This window comes from Paenibacillus sp. P46E (assembly GCF_001909095.1).
Taxonomy (GTDB): domain Bacteria; phylum Bacillota; class Bacilli; order Paenibacillales; family Paenibacillaceae; genus Paenibacillus_AQ; species Paenibacillus_AQ helianthi.
Map to the genome: position 1 here is coordinate 1 of NZ_LVYZ01000054.1, position 17,069 is coordinate 17,069.

The window sequence follows — 17,069 nt, forward strand, 5'->3', positions numbered from 1 at the left end:
AGGAATTATCCGGTATTAGCTACCGTTTCCGGTAGTTATCCCAGTCTAGAGGGTAGGTTGCCTACGTGTTACTCACCCGTCCGCCGCTAAGCTTCCCCCGAAGGATAAGCTCCGCTCGACTTGCATGTATTAGGCACGCCGCCAGCGTTCGTCCTGAGCCAGGATCAAACTCTCCAAATTGGTATTTAGAAAGAGCGATTGCTCATTTTGAAACATCTGACGAGAATAAAATATTCTCTATTTTTGGATCTCACTTGCGTGAAATCCCACTCACTCGTTGTTCAGTTTTCAAAGATCAAATTCTCTTTTCGTTCATCGTTGCTTGTCAGCAGCGACCTTTATAATATATCACAGCACCCTCGATTTAGTCAACCTTTTTTTAATTTCTTTTTTTTCGGTTGTCTTCCGCATGCTTTGAAGCTTATTACCTGCGTCAGAGGGACGAGTTATAATTTAACACAACATTAACATAAGCGTCAACTATAAATATTCCCTGTATCGCTCAACTCATGCAAAAAAATCAACAAAAAAAAGAGAGCAGGTTGCCTCTCCTTAATCCATGTGTGTTTCTTTTATATTTACAAGGTGTACCGTACTGTGTGACCATCTCCGGCATCCTCGGCCCATGAAGCAATCTCCCTGATCTGTGAACGGGATACAAGCTTACGCAACACCAGAGGCAGTTCAGCGCCAAGTTGACTAAGTCCCGAATGCTGCAGGAGTTCTTTTATACTCCAAGGTTCCTTACGGCTGCCGAGAATATTCAATAATATAGTGCAACAATCAGACATCTTGGACATAATGGCAAATTCGCAGGCTAGAAGAATGAGCTCTACTCTCTGATCCAGTGTCTCCGTACTGACGGTCAGCTCCTCATATAACTTATGAACGGACGAATTAAGGCCCTTCACTTGCTCCCAGACTGCGGGGTCAGGAAAACAACCTGCCTCACTAACTTCAAGACGTGCCCAGTGATACAAAGCAATCAATACACAGTTATAGGCATCCATTGTAAAGCCTGCTTCCATGTACCGCTTGGATTTCACGTACATATGCAGAAACCTGGAAAACTCCATGAACAGTATGCGTTCCTTGAGCGGCCCCTGAAACTGTATAATCTCCCTGCGCATTTCACCTAGAATTCCCTTGGGGTCCCAAATGACTTCACCCGCTATCAGACTGGTAAGCAGTTCATTGTTATCTCCAGCCATTACCGCTCTTTCCAGAGCAGAAAGGCCGACATGCACTGTTTGTGTGCGCCGTTCTCCGGCTATCGTATGGGTAATAATACGTTCCTTCTCTTGCTCCTCATGCAGCATTAGTACCACCACATCAAAATCATGAAGAAGCGCGCTCTGAACCGGAGCATTGCCGGTCTGATGCAGAGCTACAGCGCCCAGGACGTTCTCGTCAAATGTTTCTCCACTAAACAAGGTCAAATTGGACAGTTCCATGCTTCCCTCCATCAAATTTGGCGAATTTGCGTCTGTCAGTTATAATTCTCTTAAATATTAATATTCTACATATTCATATCAGTTCCTCCTGGACAACCGAACTATATTTCAGTTAGGAGCAAATACTCATGAAATTTAAATCGGCTAAAATCAATGCTTTTCGCACTTGGGGACTGCTGCTTACCATGCTCGGAATGGGTCTAATGATCCTGGGGACAGCGGGTATTGTATTCTGGGGTTCGGCCGGAAAGGTTGTTGCTGCAATCGGCCTTGTCATTGGTTTGATCTCCATGATGGCCAGTCTGGCGATCTATTTTTGGGCCGGCATGCTTTCAACGAGTGCAGTCCAGGTAGAATGTCCGGAATGCCACAAGCTGACTAAAATGCTAGGAAAAACAGACCGTTGTATGTTCTGCCATACCATCCTGACGATGGACCCCGCACAAGCAACGATCACTGCAGAGCAACTTGAAGGGCAGCAGTTAAAACATTAGCGAGTCATATTGCTGCATGAATTCGGCCACACTTAGCCTCTTCTTCTTTTAAGTAAGTACAGATACTATTATAAAAAACCAGGGGTTCCCTAAGGGAACCCCTGTGCTATGTCTACAATAGCTGCTGTCTACTCGCTAATCTTCTGCAACGTTTCCCACGCTTCCGGAACGGCGAAGCTGCGGTTCCAGGAGCCTATGCCTCCCAGCCCAAATGATTGGGCCAGTTCAACCCTCGCCTTTAATGACACCTTGTCTTCTATCCATATCTTACGAAGAACTCCATCCTCCGTATACTCCACATAATTCTGTCCTGATTTCTTATCCAGCACAGGGGTTAGCTTCTTTTCAGCAATAATTTCCTGGACAGCATTCATGCTAACAGCTTTGGAACTGACCTTGGTTTTTCCGTCCGCCGTGGTTTCCGACCAAATCCGGGTATACAAAGGAATGCCCAGAACCAGCTTCTCAGCAGGAACACCGTCCTCCTCCAGGATGCGGCTTACGGCATTCTCCACCCATGGCAGCGAAGCAACAGAACCTGCGGTAGGACTGGATGCCCAATGCTCATCATAAGCCATAACAATCAGGAAATCTGTAACTGTGCTAAGTGCCTTGCGGTCCAGAAAGAGCGACCACATCTCACTATTTGATTTTGGAGTGACATCCATAGAAACAATGAGGTTTTTGGCTTGAGCCATCGGCTTCAGTTCCCGCATGAACTGCGTAACGTTCTCTCCGTCCTTAGTGTAGACATTTTCAAAGTCGATATTTATTCCATCCAGACCGTAAAGATCAGCGTACTCCAGCATCTGCACGATCGTATTCATCCGCTTCTCATAGCTTGATAAGGCCTGGGTGGTGAGATCGGCATTAAAGCTATTGGTCAGCAGACCCCAAACCTCCATCCCTCGCTTATGGGCCCACTGGACGTAGGCGCTGTCTGCTTTGCTGCGCACATTGCCTTTGGTATCGACAATTTCGAACCAGGTAGGACTGACAACATTGACTCCGGGAAGTTCACCAAATTTGGCGGGGTTGGGCTTGCGTTCATATACAGCTTCCCAGAAAAGATTCACCGGTTTGCCTTTCCAGCTGCGCTCCGCGCGCGAGGGAGTGACCGGTTTCACACCGACTTTCTTCTCCCCATCCTTGATAATCTCATTTGTTTTGACATAGCCCGCGAATCCGTTGCTCATCTGCACATACAGCCATTTCTCATTGTCCGAGTTCCAAATTCTCACCACGGTTCCAGGGGACATGTCGGCAATAATCGGAGCATGGACGGTGGCCTGACTGCGCAGTGCTTTTGTTTTCCCGCCCTCTTCACCCTTAACTTTACCAAGCGGGACCGTTTCTCCAGCAGTCATCAAAAGAACAGCCGAAGTATCCTTGTCCTCTTCCACCTCGAAACCATATAAGTTTTCAAGCGTGTCCGCTGGCAGGTAGGTTACTCCGTTCTTTTCTTCCGGAGCCAGACGAAGCTGAAGCGGTTTGTTATTCAGACTGGCGGCAGTTGTATTTTCTTGCATATATAAAAGCTCATTGTCTGTCGATAAAATAACGGATTTGGTCTCTTTTTCATAACGGATGGATGAATCTACATACTTTTGCAGCAGCGGAAGCGGCAAAAGCAGCGTATCTCCGGTACCTGAAGCGGAATAGCCCGTTAGCACTCCTTTGACGAAAACAGGCTGTTCTAGCCCTTTCCAATCGGGATCGGTGTGCAGACGGTTCGGCAATACATAGAAAACTACCCAATAAGCTGCTGCGGCTAAGATAACAAGGGTTAATAAACGGCGAAAAAGACCTCCGCGTTTCTTGACGCGTCTTTGTCTCTGTCTTGTATTCAAAATGTACCTCCAGATCACTAGTAGAATTAGATTGCGGTGGACCAATCTTAAGTATACGCTATCTCAGACTCTTTGGTTGCGTAAATCTAATGGAAGGATTGGGCTTATCTGATAGAAAGGAATTAAAAAAGTCATTGCAAATCAAACAAAAACGGATACCGTCCTGCTAAGGACAGTATCCGTTTCAGCGAGAAATAGAAGGAAGATTTATAGTGTGAAACATATAAATCCTTATATTTTCGAAAAAAACGTGAGGATTCCGAAACCGGATTCCTCACGTTAAAGAAATTCTCACGATCCAGAATTAATGTGCTTTCTCGCCACAGCATTTGCAGACCCCATATAGCTCCATACGCAAACCATGGATTTTGAAGCCTGTTGCCTGCTCGGCACAAAGTTCCACTTCATACAGCGATGAATAGCTAAAATCCTCAATCTTGCCGCATTCCTGGCAGATCACATGGTAATGATCTGACACATTTGCATCAAAACGGCTCGAATTATCACCGTAGGTCAGCTCGCGGACCATACCTGCTTCCATAAACATCTTGAGATTATTGTAAACTGTTGCTACACTCATGCTCGGAAACTGCGGCTCAAGCGCGCGGTAAATATCATCCGCCGTTGGATGATTCATTGCTTCCATCAAATACGAAAGAATCGCATGACGCTGGGGCGTAATACGGACACCGGTTGTCTTCAATTGTTCCAATGCATGCTGTACGCCACTACCCATCAATGCCACCGCCTTTAGTAAAAAGCATAATAATAACTTTAAAGTAATTGTAAGACCGCACTTTCAATGTTGTCAACGCAGTCAGTATATTATATTCATTATTATATAATAAAAATTACTTTATTCAATATTTCCTCACATTTAGGTTGCTGTTTCCTTCGACATGCAATTTAAACTCACCCGTACCTACTTCTCCGGAGATGTTTTTTTTGTCGATGATCAGCTCTGGTATATCCGAAATGATGTCCCCATAGCCACTGGAACCATCCATGGTGTAATTCCCTAACATAGGAAGGTACAGATCAATATCCCCCACCGCACTATAGATATCCCAGTTACCCCCGAGGTCGGAAGAGCGTACATCGATTTTGCCATTGAGAGATTCGGCACTCAGCTTCGATCTGGCCCCATTAATCTCCATGTTTCCGTTCTTGCTGGACACGTCAATCTCATCTCTGCTTCCCACAGCCGATATATTGCCGACAGCAGTCGAAAGCTTGAGCGAACCCATTACATCCCAGGTTGCCATATCCCCGCCGCTTGTCGCCAAATCTACTGCTCCCTGAACCGTTCTGGCACGAACTGCACCATTAAGCGTCTTTCCTTTGACATTGCCAAAAATGCGGTGCAGAATCAATTCCCCATTCCCGGTCTCGAGATTAATATTCTCTATGGCCTCCACATTCTGCAAGGTAATGCCGCCATTCATCGTCCGCACCTCCAGATTAAACCGGCGGTCTTCAGGCAACGAGATATCCAGGTCCATCCGAGGCTGACGTTTGCCGGAATCTCCATACGCCTTGCTCTTGGGGGTGATATTGATGGTGGAACCTTCAGTTACTTCTACAAAGGACTGTTCTGAGATAGACTGTGCGACTGCCCCTTCCAGTTGATCCACCCAAACGGTTGCTGAAATTTCGATATCCTCAACGGGTGCACGATGAATGAGAATATCCCCGTTGATGCCATCCACTGTGATTTTGGAAGTACTTAGTTCAACTGGAACCACGAGTGGGGCTTTTTGGAACTTGTTTCCTTTGGCTTCGCCGTAATCCACAGCTGCAGCGGTCAAATTAAGACTCACCTTATTCCATAGATGCAAATAATGTTCCTGTTCTGAGACCATAAATACACAGGCTGCGAGCACTACAGCGGATAGCAGTCCGCGCAAATCCATTCTTGAACGGGATCGCTTCCTCCCCTGTCCAACGCGCCTTACGGAGAAGTAAATGAGCAGATACTCCACTCCCCATAATACCGCTACGATCGGCCACCATTTCAATAGGAACAGCATATTATCGGTTCCGTTTCTCCAGTCCAGGAACAACAAAACTCCAACCGATACCAGCAGTACAGAAGCAGTGTACCTGCCCACCCGCCGGCTGCGCTGTCCATTGCCGTTCTGCCAGGACAACCCTTTGGTGATCTCCCGGACAGCTAACCCTATCCCACAAAATGTTAGCAGCGCTGCAATTGTTACACCAGCATAATGCTCAATAAAATATTGCAGCCAGGATGGTTTTTGCCGGAAAAGAAAGAGCAGTGTTCCCCCTAGCAGCAGCATCAGCCCAAACGAAATCCCAGGTTCACTGACGAGACGGTGTCGTTTTCCATTCGTTTCCGGGAGAGGAGTCAATTCAGGGTCCAGCTCTCCGGGCAACCGCAAAAGACGGTCTGCCGACTGCAGCACATCAAACACATTGTAGAAATACAGTACGGGAATCATCAAAGCCAGCAGAATCAGCAGTGGAACATTAATCTGCATGCCGATCGATGAGAAGTAGATCAGTGCAGCAATATCTAGCAAAATAATGAAAATAAAAGAAATGCCTTTGCGAAGCAGCCCGAAGTAGATATGCCCCGTGCCAGGGATTAGCGCTGCCAAAAGTCCGGCAATGAATTTGCGTTTGCGGCGGGGACGGCGCTTCAGGCGCGGAGGAATCAAAGGCGGGGTCTGTTCCTGTACGTCGTCTCCTGCCTGCGCGGCAGAACCACACTCCCCTTCCTCCTTGATGGGAAGCATAGTAGAATCATTGTGCTCGGGACTCATTTTGGGACTCCTCCTGTCATCAGGATTGTGATTCTTGTTCATGAAAGCCGGCCGCTCCGGTGAAATTCAATTAATTCTACACCGGGAGCCACTTCTTCTACTCCGGCTGGAATAAAACCATACTTGGTATACAGTGTAACAGCCGGAACATTAAGCTTACCTGTAGAGACGATGAAATGCTCCATGTCCAGGTATAGATCAAAAATATATTCCAAAAGCTTACCCGCAACCCCCTGGCGGAAAAAATCAGGGTTCACCATCATTCGGGTCACTGTCAGCTTGCCCGGTGATTCTTCAAGAACGGCAACAGCACCCATTAAATCCCCATGATCGTCGAAACTGCCATAGAACAGCTCTTCTGAGCGGCTCAGCATGTCTCTGGTCTCCAGCAGCGGTGGGATTTCGTGGAACCCTATAATCTCAGCTTCCAGCCTGTAAGCCTTGTGTTGAAGGCTCCACAGCTCACTGAGTGTATCCCCGTCCTGCAGATCCAGCTTCATTATTTTGTTCATCCGCACATTCCCCTTATATGCCGCGAAAGGCCTGCCGTTGCCGACAAGCCCTAGCGCTTATGCTTCAAATGTATATTACCCCGGAAGCGGGTAAACTCAGCTGTTCAATACTTCTGCGAGCAGCGTGTTTACGAGTCCCGGATTCGCCTTTCCTTTGCTTTCTTTCATAACCTGTCCCACAAGGAAACCAATCGCTTTTTGCTTGCCCGCCTTATAATCCTCAACGGATTGAGGATTGGCAGCAACAACCGCTTCGACGATCTGCTTGATCGCTCCCTCATCGCTGATTTGAACGAGTCCCTTCTCTTCAACGATTGCCGCTGGAAGCTTACCGCTCTCCAGCATCTCCTTGAATACGGTTTTGGCGATCTTACTGCTAATGGTTCCTTCAGCAATGAGACCAATCATTTCACCGAGCCCTTGCGGGCTAATCTTAACCTGAGAAAGTTCCAGACCGCCACCGTTCAAATACGCCAGTAAATCCCCCATCATCCAGTTGGCAACCGCTTTGGCATCCTTAGTAAAGGCAAGACTGCCTTCGAAGAAATCAGCCAACGGCTTAGAGGAAGTCAGGACACCCGCATCGTACGCTGTAAGGCCATATTGCTCGCTGTAACGGCTCTGCCGTGCATCCGGCAGTTCTGGAATGGTAGCCCGGATCGACTCTTTCCAGGCATCATCAATATGCAGCACAATCAGGTCAGGGTCCGGGAAGTAGCGGTAATCATGAGCCTCTTCCTTGCCACGCATGGACAAAGTCTTGCCCTGAGCTTCGTCCCACCGGCGGGTCTCCTGAATCACAGTACCCCCGTCGTCCAGAATCTCTCCCTGACGGTATTGTTCATACTCCAGACCCCGGAGAACACCGCGGAAGGAGTTCATATTCTTAAGCTCTGCGCGGATGCCAAATTCCGCCTGGCCTTCCGGCCGCAGGCTAATATTGGCATCGCAGCGCATCGAGCCCTCTTCCATCTTCACATCGGATACGTCGCAATACTGCATAATCGCGCGTATTTTCTCGAGATAGGCGCGGGCCTCCTCCGGTGAGCGCAGATCTGGATCGGAGACAATCTCGATCAGGGGTGTTCCCACACGGTTGAAGTCGACCAATGAAGCAAACCCGCCATCAACATGGGTCAGCTTACCTGCATCTTCTTCCAGGTGCAGACGGGTGATGCCAATCCGTTTGGTCTCTCCGTTCACCTCGATATCAATCCAGCCGTTCAGGCCTATAGGCTGGTCGTATTGCGAAATTTGGTATGCCTTGGGTGAATCGGGATAGAAGTAGTTTTTGCGGTCAAATTTGCTGACATCACCAATCGTACAGTTCAGTGCCATCGCTGCTTTCATGGCATACTCCACCGCCTGGCGGTTCAGTACCGGCAGAACACCGGGATGTCCCAGACAGACAGGGCAGGTATGTGTATTGGGCGGGGCTCCAAATTCCGTAGAGCAGCCGCAGAAGATTTTGGACTTGGTATGAAGCTCCACATGAACTTCCAGTCCGATGACTGTTTCGTATTTAGCCATATCTATTCTCATTCCCTTAAATGTTTTGTGAGCCTATACTCCTGCTTGAACACCCGGCTGCTGCAATTACAGCTGCGGGAGCTGCTTATGATGATCCGTATGCTGTTCATAGGCATGCGCAACGCGCAGAACTGTACTCTCATCAAATTCTTTGCCGATAATTTGCAGGCCTACAGGCAATCCTTCAGCAAAACCGCAGGGGATGCTGACCGCAGGAATACCGGCAAGACTTACGGGAATCGTCAAAATATCATTTAGATACATCGTCAACGGGTCTTCAGTCTGTGACCCCAGCTTGAAGGCGGTGGTTGGCGCTGTGGGCCCGATGACTACATCATACTTTTTGAAGACTTCGTCAAAGTCCTGTTTAATCAATGTACGCACCTTCTGCGCCTTCAAATAATACGCGTCATAATAACCGGAGCTCAGTGCGTAAGTACCCAGCATAATCCGCCGCTTCACCTCGGCCCCAAAGCCTTGACTGCGGGAATTATGGTACAGATCAAGCAAACCTCCACCATCATCGGCGCGTACCCCGTAGCGCACACCGTCAAAACGTGCCAGGTTTGAAGAAGCTTCTGAAGAAGAAAGCAGATAGTAGGTTGCAACGGCATATTCAGTATGCGGCAAAGAAACTTCTTCCCAGACTGCGCCAAGGCTTTCCAGTACCTTCAGTGCTGACAGGACAGTCTCACGGACAGAAGCATCCACACCTTCACCGATGTACTCTTTCGGCACAGCGATCCGCAGTCCCGAGATATCGCCTGTGAGGGAACTGAGATAGTCAGGAATTTCAACTTTGGCCGAGGTAGAGTCCTGAGCGTCATAGCCGGCAATGGCCTGGAGCACATAAGCCGAGTCCTCTACATTGCGGGTAATAGGGCCAATTTGGTCCAGTGAAGAAGCAAATGCGACAAGCCCGTAACGTGAAACCAGGCCATAAGTAGGCTTAAGGCCCACTACTCCGCAGTATGAAGCGGGCTGGCGTATGGAGCCACCTGTGTCAGATCCGAGAGCAAACAATACTTCTCCGGCAGCTACCGCTGCTGCAGATCCACCACTGGAGCCGCCAGGAACACGTTCCAAATCCCAAGGGTTACGAACCGGGCCGAAAGAAGAATTCTCATTGGAGCCGCCCATGGCGAACTCGTCCATATTCAGTTTGCCGATTGTAATAGCATCTGCCTCGCGCAGCTTGGAGACGACGGTGGCATCATAGACCGGCTGGAAATTGGTGAGGAATTGGCTGGCACAAGTCGTGCGCAGCCCCTTGGTAACAATATTGTCCTTAATTCCGGCAGGAAGACCAAAGAGCAGTCCACGGGCTGCTCCGGAGGCCAGCTTATCATCCAGCGCACGTGCTGAAGTGCGGGCCCCTTCTTCATTTAAAGTCAAAAATGCATGCACTTTACCGTCGCGCTCCGCAATGGCAGCCAGGGATTCTTCAGTCAGTTCGCTGACCGAAATCTCTTTGGTATGCAGCATATTATGTAATTCAGGCAATCGATATTGAAACAGGCTCAACATTCTTCCTCCTTTCGCTATAGTTATTCCAGAACTGCGGGAACCTTGAAATGCCCGTCTTCCTCTTCAGGTGCGTTAAGCAATGCTTCCTCTTGAGACAAGCTCTCCTTCACCACATCATCGCGCATGACATTGCTGACCTGGAGTACATGTGTGGTAGGCTTTACGTTTTCGGTATCCAGCTCATTCAGTTTCTCAGCATATTGTAAAATAGCATTCATCTGTTCAGTAAGTTTTGCCTCTTCTTCCGGGCTTAAATGCAGACGGGCAAGCTTGGCCACATGCTGCACATCATTGACGGTAATGCTCATTCGAATATCCCTCCTGTTTAAAGGGCTAAAGCGCCCGGATAACGTGTTAATTATATTGTAGAAGCCTCTACAATTCAATGTGCTTGTGCGTTTCCTCCTAATTCACCGCTTGTGCTGCATGTTAAACTGGAGTGATCAGCAACAGCTTCGACCTTGCTAAAACAGTGAAAAGGAAGATCTCCGATGCAAATAACGCTATTCTCCATCTCCTCCAGACTGGAACAGTATGACACCGAATTACTAGTATCCCGTCAGGATTGTACTGTTATATATGGGGTGGAACTGGACACGGAACGCCTGACTTTACTGGATCCCGGAGTTCTTTATATCGCCAGCTCCGAAGAGAGACTGGGTCTGCTCTTAGACAGCGACTGCATCAATATTCTGTATGCCGCACCCTGTGCAGCCGCAGCCAATGACGCGCTGAACCGCTGTTCCGACCTGCCTGTTGCCAAAAACCTCATTTTGCTAAGGAATGCCGCCTGCGGTGCAGCCGTATATCACGAACTCAGAGATCTGCTGTATGCCTGGCGGAGGTTCAATACCAATTGTGAAAAATTGCACAATACGTTATTGCAGGGCTACGCCTTGCAGAAGCTGCTTGATGAAGCCTATACGATGCTAGAGAACCCCTTTGCTTTATGCGATATGTCCTTTACTCTTATGGCAACTCCGCGCCAACTGAAACAGGACGCACCCGTTGCGGAGTTTCTTGCAACCTATGACGGTAAAAGCGGGTTTAGTTCCTGCTATGATGTGTACCGCAACAAACGACGATTCGAGATGGTCAATCAAAACGACTACCCGCAGTTGATTATTGAACATGAGATCGATGAATACGCCTATATGATTTCCAACATTCGGATCAACGGCCAGCTGGCAGCTTTTATCTCCGTGTTCGAATACGAGCGCCCGTTCCATGAATTTGATTATGAGCTTGTCGCCGTTCTCTGCAAAATGGTCAGCCTGGAAATGCAGAAGGACAGCTTCCTGAGCAATGCCAGCGGGAAATATGACGAATATCTGCTGTATCATCTTCTAGAGAAAGATTCTCTGCCGGAACCGATTCCGGATTTGAACCGCCTGTCCTTGGCTACTTCTAAGGCCAGTAGTTTCTATATGCTAGTCATCTCCATTCAGGACTACGAACGTGAGAATACCATGCTGCAGTTTCTCAGTAAAAAACTGGAGGAGATTCTGTCCGGTGCCATAACAATCATTTATAACGGCTGCATTGTCGTGACAGCAACGCGCCGAAACACCAAACAATTATTGCCGGAAGATTTGCAGAATCTGCAGACACTCCTATTGGGTCACAGTCTGCACTGCGGAATCAGCAGGCGCTTCCACTGTCTTTCAGAAGTCCGCCCACACTATCAGCAGGCGCAGAAGGCACTGAAGCTCGGCTCCACACTTCACATAGGGGAGGCCCTCTATTTTTATGAGAAATATGTGCTCTATGACCTGTTAGAGATCTCAACTACCTCCGAGAAGCTGAGAACGCACTGCCATCCGGCGCTGGCTGTCCTTCTGGAATATGACGGCCAGTACAATACATGCTTCACCTCAACGCTATACTGCTATTTGCAGAATGTCTGCAATCAATCCAAGACTGCACAAGATCTCCATATCCAGCGCAGCACACTGCTATACCGAATCAAAAAAATCCAGGAAATTGCCGATATTCAATTGGGAGACGCTGAGCTCGGGCTGCATCTGGGCATGTCTTTTAAAATGTTGGAATTGGCAGGAGAGTGGAAGAACGGAGACAGATATGCCAAAAAACCGGGACAAGGTACATCCCGATTCTGACAGGGGCATGAATAGCCCTTTGTTGTAATGAGTTATTGAACAGTCGCGGCGTACCTGGCAGCATTCTCTCCGGCCATCCGTCCCGAAATGTAGGCAAAGCCCAAGGTTCCACCTTCAAACATCACATAGCTGCTGGAGTACATGCCTCCCGCATCGCTTCCGGCTACCCACAGACCCGGAATCACCTTCTCATTGTTATCAACCGCCTGGATATTCTGGTTGACCTTGACTCCGCCAAGAGTCGTTAGTGTACGTGTCATGATATTAACTGCGTAGTAAGGCCCCTTATCCAGCTTGCTTAAATACTTGGGATCTTTGTAAAAATCGCTGTCTTTGCCAGCGTTGGCCATTTGCGCGTAGCGTTTGGCCGTAGACTCGAAGACAGTCTTGCTCATGCCCGCCTTCTCTCCAAGCTCACCAAAGGTCTCGCCTTTGACCACAGCCCCGGCTGCAATTCCTTCCTCCAAAAAAGGAGTCAGGTCATAAGGTGTCTCCTGGAACTTGTTCAGCGCTACCGTATTGACCGGCTCATTAAATTCCTTGAAGGCCTGCGGATCATTCTTCCAGGTGCCGTAAATGTCAGCAATAGACACAAAGCCCTTCTGCTTGATCTGATCAACAGTCCCCTGGTCAAAAACGCTCCAGGCCGCTCCGCCCGGCTGTTCATACAGCGCGTTCCCTGCCGCAGCATACTCAAAGATCACCTCTTCGTTTGTAAAACGCTCACCGTTGTTATTTACCCAGAGAAACGGATAACTTCCCACTGTCCATATATCGGAAGCATGCTTCATGGCCTGTCCCTTCTCTGTACCGTTCAGGAAAAAGAACTGCCCGACATCTGTACCCAGTTCAGCCGCCCCGGCTTTCCAGGCCATGTTGATTCCATCCCCGGTAGCTGAGGCAATGGAGCCAAGTGGCGCTTTGTCGCCCAGATACTGCTTCATCATCTCGGCATTGGCGGCATAACCGCCGGTAGCCAGCACAACGGACTTAGCAGAAATCACCAGCTTGGTGCCATCCGTTTGTGTAGCATTCACACCAATTACAGCACCTTTATCAATAATCAGCGATTCGCCTTTTGTATCGAATAGAATCTTCCCGCCCTTTTTCTCAATCGACTTATGCAGGGCACCGATCGCTGCCGAACCGCCGTCCACGTAGCCGACGAATGCCTTAGGGTCACCTTTATGCACCGGCTGTCCACCTACACCCGGATCAATCAGCGTAAATTTAGCACCATTCTCCATGAGCCAGTCTACCGTGCTGCCTGATTTGCTGATCACTTCACGGACCAGACGGCTGTTGGCCTTATAATTGCTCGTCTCCATATATTGGTCATACAACCACTGCGAACAATCCGGCAGATTTGCCGCTTGCTGAAGCTTGCTGCCCGTAGTGAACATTCCCCCAGCCATCGTACCTGCACCAGCTGGTACCGAAGTCTTCTCCAACAGCAGTACACTGCTACCTGCATCCGCTGCAGCCAACGCCGCGGCAGTGCCCGAAGCTCCAGCACCAACCACCACAACGTCGTAGGCCATATTCTGTACTCCTCCGCCCTTCTTCTCCTGCTTCACCAGCAGCACTGCCGGATCGGCACCCGCCTGCTTGACGCAATCCTGCACTGCCTCAATAATGGCTTTACTTGCTAGCGACGCACCCGAAACAGCATCTACAGCCAAAGATTGGTTCTCGACAATCCGCTGGGGAATTTTCTCATTGGCGGCATCACCAACCCCTGCTGTTTCCGAGCTCTCCGTAACCTTCACCGAGACAATTGCAGTTTCACTGAATACTGTCTCTACCGTTACTAATCCGTTATGGCCCTTGGCTGATCCGGTATAGGTTCCCGGCTTGTAAGTAAGCACTGCGTTTCCTTTGGCCGTCTGATCAGCCTCTCCATCTGTTTTTGCGGCCGCTGTACCGTCCTTCTGCTGTGCCGAAGCCGCAGGAATCACCTGTTCTCCGGCTTTTCCACCTTCACAACCTGCGATACTTACAATCATCAACACACATAACAGCACACAAAGTGCGCTCCTGAAAGCTTTCATTTGTTTATCTCCCCCTGGCAGTCTGTCGGTCCCCGCCCGCTGCTGAAATCAGGCTTCACCCGTAGTGGTGTCCGTTCGCTGTAAGCGTAGCATAGCTGCTACAGACGGGATAAGGAGCAAACTGTTCTAAAATAGGGGGGAAATTTGATACATATTGCTTTGTTATTGTGTAACAAGTAGAAACGGCCACGCCGGTCTCTGTAAGAAGAGCGTATACTTCCGAAGCAGCGATACTCTATATATCAAAAAATTAAACACGAAATACAAAAAAACCGGCTTTCGCCGGTTTTCCTTAAATCCAAGCGCGAAGATTCACCTGTTTGATGAAATCCGCCTGGGACAGGCTTTCCTTATTGGTTGTCTCTGTCTCTACTGCTTCCACTTCTTCGCCATTCATCAAATGATGAAACAGCTTCTCATTGTGCGTGGACAAAGCATAGTCTATCAATGCTTCATGCGTTGCACTTTCAGCCTGAGCTGCCAGCAACTGCTCTTCCGCTTCAACATCCTCAGCTGTAACATAGAAATTTCTGTTGGCCTGCGGAACACGGATGACGTAATCAAACGCATTGTCAGGATTACGGTCATAAGCAATCAGGTAGCCATAGTCTCCGATAGGAAGACTCTGCTCGAAAGCGTCCGCGACAATGACAATCTTCTCACCTAAACGCAGCATCGCCCTACCTCCTGACCTGGAATCTTTCATAACTCTTACTTGTTCCAACAGTCTACTAAAAAAAGATAGAGCTGTCCAGCACCAGCAAGCGGGTTCAGCTGTTTTTTTGCAGATAACATTCTAAAAACCGATTAATTTCGTCAAATTTCGCATGTATTATCAATCGGGCAGTTTATTCCTGCGAATCAGGAGGGATGCGGCGGCAATGCATACTACAATCAGAACAGCTGCAGAACACACGGGCCCCCAGGTTGCGCCGCTTCCTTCCGTAATAATTGCAGCAGACTGGGCAGTTAACGCCGCAGGTGTCCAACCTAATTGCAATGGCAGCAGGCTATGGGCCAGCGACATCACCGCTGCGGCCCCCAGGCCCAGAAACGCAGCCGCTGGTCCGCGCAGCCATGCGCTGAACAGCAGCGTCAGCGAGACTGCACACAGCAGCCACAGCCCGTATAACCCGGCTCCTGCACATAACCTGCCCCAGGAAAGAGGACCCATCAACTGCTCTGTATAATAGGCCGCTCCTGCTACGCCCAGTCCAAGAGCAATAATAAGAGTAGTCAATTGGGCAGCCCACTTGGCCGAGACGATAGCCGCGGGGGCCACCGGCTTGACCATCAGCATCTCTATAGTCCCTCCGCTCCGTTCACCGGCCAGACTGTTCATTACGCACAGCACGAGTATCAGCATACCGATGGTACCATATTGTCCAAGTGTCTGTGCCATTACGACAGCCGGTCCCGGCATCTCATATCCCTCCAGCATTCCAGGCGGCACATTCCCGGATGCTTTGAGGATCTCTGGCATGTAATAGGTTGTGAGCGGCTGCATAATACCAAGAATCATAAATACTACCGGGACCCAAATTAGTTTATAGCTGCGCAGGGCCTCCAACATTTCTTTATGGTAAAGCGTCCATACATTCTTCATGCCCCCACCACCTTCATGAACAGGTCTTCAAGGGTGGAAGAGCCCGCTTCGAATTGAAGCAACGAAATGTCCAGGCTTGCAGCTTCCTGAAGAATAGTACGGCGCGCCAGTTCCATATCACTGACATTCAGGGTAGCAGACCCGGAAAAGATCACGGACTGCTCAACAAAGGATCTGTGTGCAAGATCTTGCAGCCAGCCCAGTGCCTTCTCATCCATCCCCGTACTCAAGCGAATCACAGGCAGGCTGTATTGTGAGCGCAGCCGGGATAGCGTTCCCTGTTCTGCTACTAAACCATGATTCATCAGGATAATATCGTCACAAATTTCTTCGGCGTCATGCAGGACGTGGGTAGAAAAAATAATGGTGGTCTCCTCCCGGATCCCCCTCAGCAGCTCCATAACCTCCCGGCGTCCAATAGGATCAAGGGCAGAAACCGGTTCATCCAGAAGCAGCAACCGGGGGCGGTGAACCAGCGCTTGGGCAAGACCAAGCCGCTGCTTCATCCCACCGGAATATCCGGCGATCCTGCGGCGGGATACGTCCTTCAAACCTACGTGTTCCAGAGCTTCCGCCGCAAGTCTCCCAGCTTCGCTAGAAGAGATACCGCTAAGTTTCGCAGCAAACACAACATACTCCTGCCCGCTCATCCAGCCGTAAAATGCCGGAGATTGCGGCAAATAGCCCAGCAGACTGCGGTAATCCACACCGCTGCCGCCATCAAAAGATATTAACCCCGAGCTAGGCTGCAACAGACCGGCCAGCATACGCAGGGTGGTGGTCTTTCCTGCGCCGTTAGGGCCCAGTAAAGCCACGCATTTTCCTGCTTCAATATCAAAAGAGATTCCGTCCACTGAGGTATGCTCTCCATAGACTTTGCGTAAATTTGTTACTTGTAGCAGCGGCATCAGCTTTCTTTCCTTCCTACCGTAAAATATGCCACGCTGCCCAGGAGATTCCCAAAAATCAATATAATCACCCACAGCCACTTGGGTCCCCGTGTCCGTTCTGCCTTGGCCAAAGAGATCAAGCCGATTATGGCCAGCACTGCCTGCAGTGCAAGCAGCGGCCAAATTAAACCCCATTTGATTTCATCCATAATTACACCCACCCTCTATATACTTCTCCGGAACCACAGT

At 49.3% G+C, this 17,069-nt stretch carries 15 protein-coding genes and 1 rRNA gene; 2 read left to right on the top strand and 14 right to left on the bottom strand.

Features of this window, described 5'->3' with window-relative positions:
- Positions 1 to 180, bottom strand: a 16S ribosomal RNA gene (locus A3849_RS20250); the annotation flags it as partial.
- 398 nt (positions 181 to 578) lie between these two features.
- A complete protein-coding gene (locus tag A3849_RS20255; RefSeq protein ID WP_074113046.1) occupies positions 579 to 1,454 on the bottom strand; it encodes a nucleotidyltransferase-like protein in 876 nt (291 codons plus the stop codon).
- Between the two features lie 128 nt (positions 1,455 to 1,582).
- On the opposite strand from A3849_RS20255, the gene A3849_RS20260 reads away from it, so the two are divergent.
- On the top strand, positions 1,583 to 1,948 hold the full coding sequence (locus A3849_RS20260) for a DUF2614 family zinc ribbon-containing protein (protein WP_074113047.1): 366 nt from the start codon (positions 1,583 to 1,585) through the stop codon (positions 1,946 to 1,948).
- 128 nt (positions 1,949 to 2,076) lie between these two features.
- Here A3849_RS20260 and A3849_RS20265 read toward each other — a convergent pair whose 3' ends face one another.
- The 7 genes from A3849_RS20265 to gatC form a co-directional block, all read right to left on the bottom strand.
- A complete protein-coding gene (locus A3849_RS20265; protein ID WP_074113048.1) occupies positions 2,077 to 3,798 on the bottom strand; it encodes a glycosyl hydrolase family 18 protein in 1,722 nt (573 codons plus the stop codon).
- Positions 3,799 to 4,102: 304 nt separating this feature from the next.
- A complete protein-coding gene (gene perR / locus A3849_RS20270) occupies positions 4,103 to 4,534 on the bottom strand; it encodes a peroxide-responsive transcriptional repressor PerR (RefSeq protein WP_074113049.1) in 432 nt (143 codons plus the stop codon).
- Between the two features lie 124 nt (positions 4,535 to 4,658).
- Entirely contained in the window at positions 4,659 to 6,584 is a 1,926-nt protein-coding gene (locus tag A3849_RS20275) for a DUF4097 family beta strand repeat-containing protein (protein ID WP_256700830.1), read from the bottom strand.
- A 38-nt stretch (positions 6,585 to 6,622) separates the two neighbouring features.
- Entirely contained in the window at positions 6,623 to 7,096 is a 474-nt protein-coding gene (locus tag A3849_RS20280; protein WP_074113050.1) for a GNAT family N-acetyltransferase, read from the bottom strand.
- A 96-nt stretch (positions 7,097 to 7,192) separates the two neighbouring features.
- Positions 7,193 to 8,632: an Asp-tRNA(Asn)/Glu-tRNA(Gln) amidotransferase subunit GatB gene (gene gatB / locus A3849_RS20285; protein WP_143191875.1), complete on the bottom strand. Its 1,440-nt coding sequence runs from the start codon at positions 8,630 to 8,632 to the stop codon at positions 7,193 to 7,195.
- A 60-nt stretch (positions 8,633 to 8,692) separates the two neighbouring features.
- On the bottom strand, positions 8,693 to 10,150 hold the full coding sequence (gene gatA, locus A3849_RS20290; protein ID WP_074113052.1) for an Asp-tRNA(Asn)/Glu-tRNA(Gln) amidotransferase subunit GatA: 1,458 nt from the start codon (positions 10,148 to 10,150) through the stop codon (positions 8,693 to 8,695).
- A 23-nt stretch (positions 10,151 to 10,173) separates the two neighbouring features.
- A complete protein-coding gene (gene gatC / locus A3849_RS20295) occupies positions 10,174 to 10,461 on the bottom strand; it encodes an Asp-tRNA(Asn)/Glu-tRNA(Gln) amidotransferase subunit GatC (RefSeq protein WP_074113053.1) in 288 nt (95 codons plus the stop codon).
- Between the two features lie 183 nt (positions 10,462 to 10,644).
- On the opposite strand from gatC, the gene A3849_RS20300 reads away from it, so the two are divergent.
- A complete protein-coding gene (locus A3849_RS20300; RefSeq protein WP_074113054.1) occupies positions 10,645 to 12,273 on the top strand; it encodes a PucR family transcriptional regulator in 1,629 nt (542 codons plus the stop codon).
- Positions 12,274 to 12,305: 32 nt separating this feature from the next.
- Here the strand turns inward: A3849_RS20300 and A3849_RS20305 are convergent, their stop codons facing one another.
- From A3849_RS20305 to A3849_RS20325, 5 genes are all read right to left on the bottom strand, one after another.
- On the bottom strand, positions 12,306 to 14,324 hold the full coding sequence (locus tag A3849_RS20305) for an FAD-dependent oxidoreductase (protein WP_074113055.1): 2,019 nt from the start codon (positions 14,322 to 14,324) through the stop codon (positions 12,306 to 12,308).
- 292 nt (positions 14,325 to 14,616) lie between these two features.
- Entirely contained in the window at positions 14,617 to 15,000 is a 384-nt protein-coding gene (locus tag A3849_RS20310) for an ATPase (RefSeq protein WP_074113056.1), read from the bottom strand.
- A gap of 159 nt (positions 15,001 to 15,159) precedes the next feature.
- Positions 15,160 to 15,930: an ABC transporter permease gene (locus A3849_RS20315; protein WP_074113057.1), complete on the bottom strand. Its 771-nt coding sequence runs from the start codon at positions 15,928 to 15,930 to the stop codon at positions 15,160 to 15,162.
- Entirely contained in the window at positions 15,927 to 16,838 is a 912-nt protein-coding gene (locus A3849_RS20320) for an ABC transporter ATP-binding protein (RefSeq protein ID WP_074113058.1), read from the bottom strand. The genes A3849_RS20315 and A3849_RS20320 overlap by 4 nt, the downstream gene beginning before the upstream one ends.
- Positions 16,838 to 17,029, bottom strand: coding sequence for a PLD nuclease N-terminal domain-containing protein (locus A3849_RS20325; protein ID WP_074113059.1), 192 nt, complete (start codon positions 17,027 to 17,029; stop codon positions 16,838 to 16,840). The genes A3849_RS20320 and A3849_RS20325 overlap by 1 nt, the downstream gene beginning before the upstream one ends.
- Positions 17,030 to 17,069 lie beyond the last annotated feature (40 nt).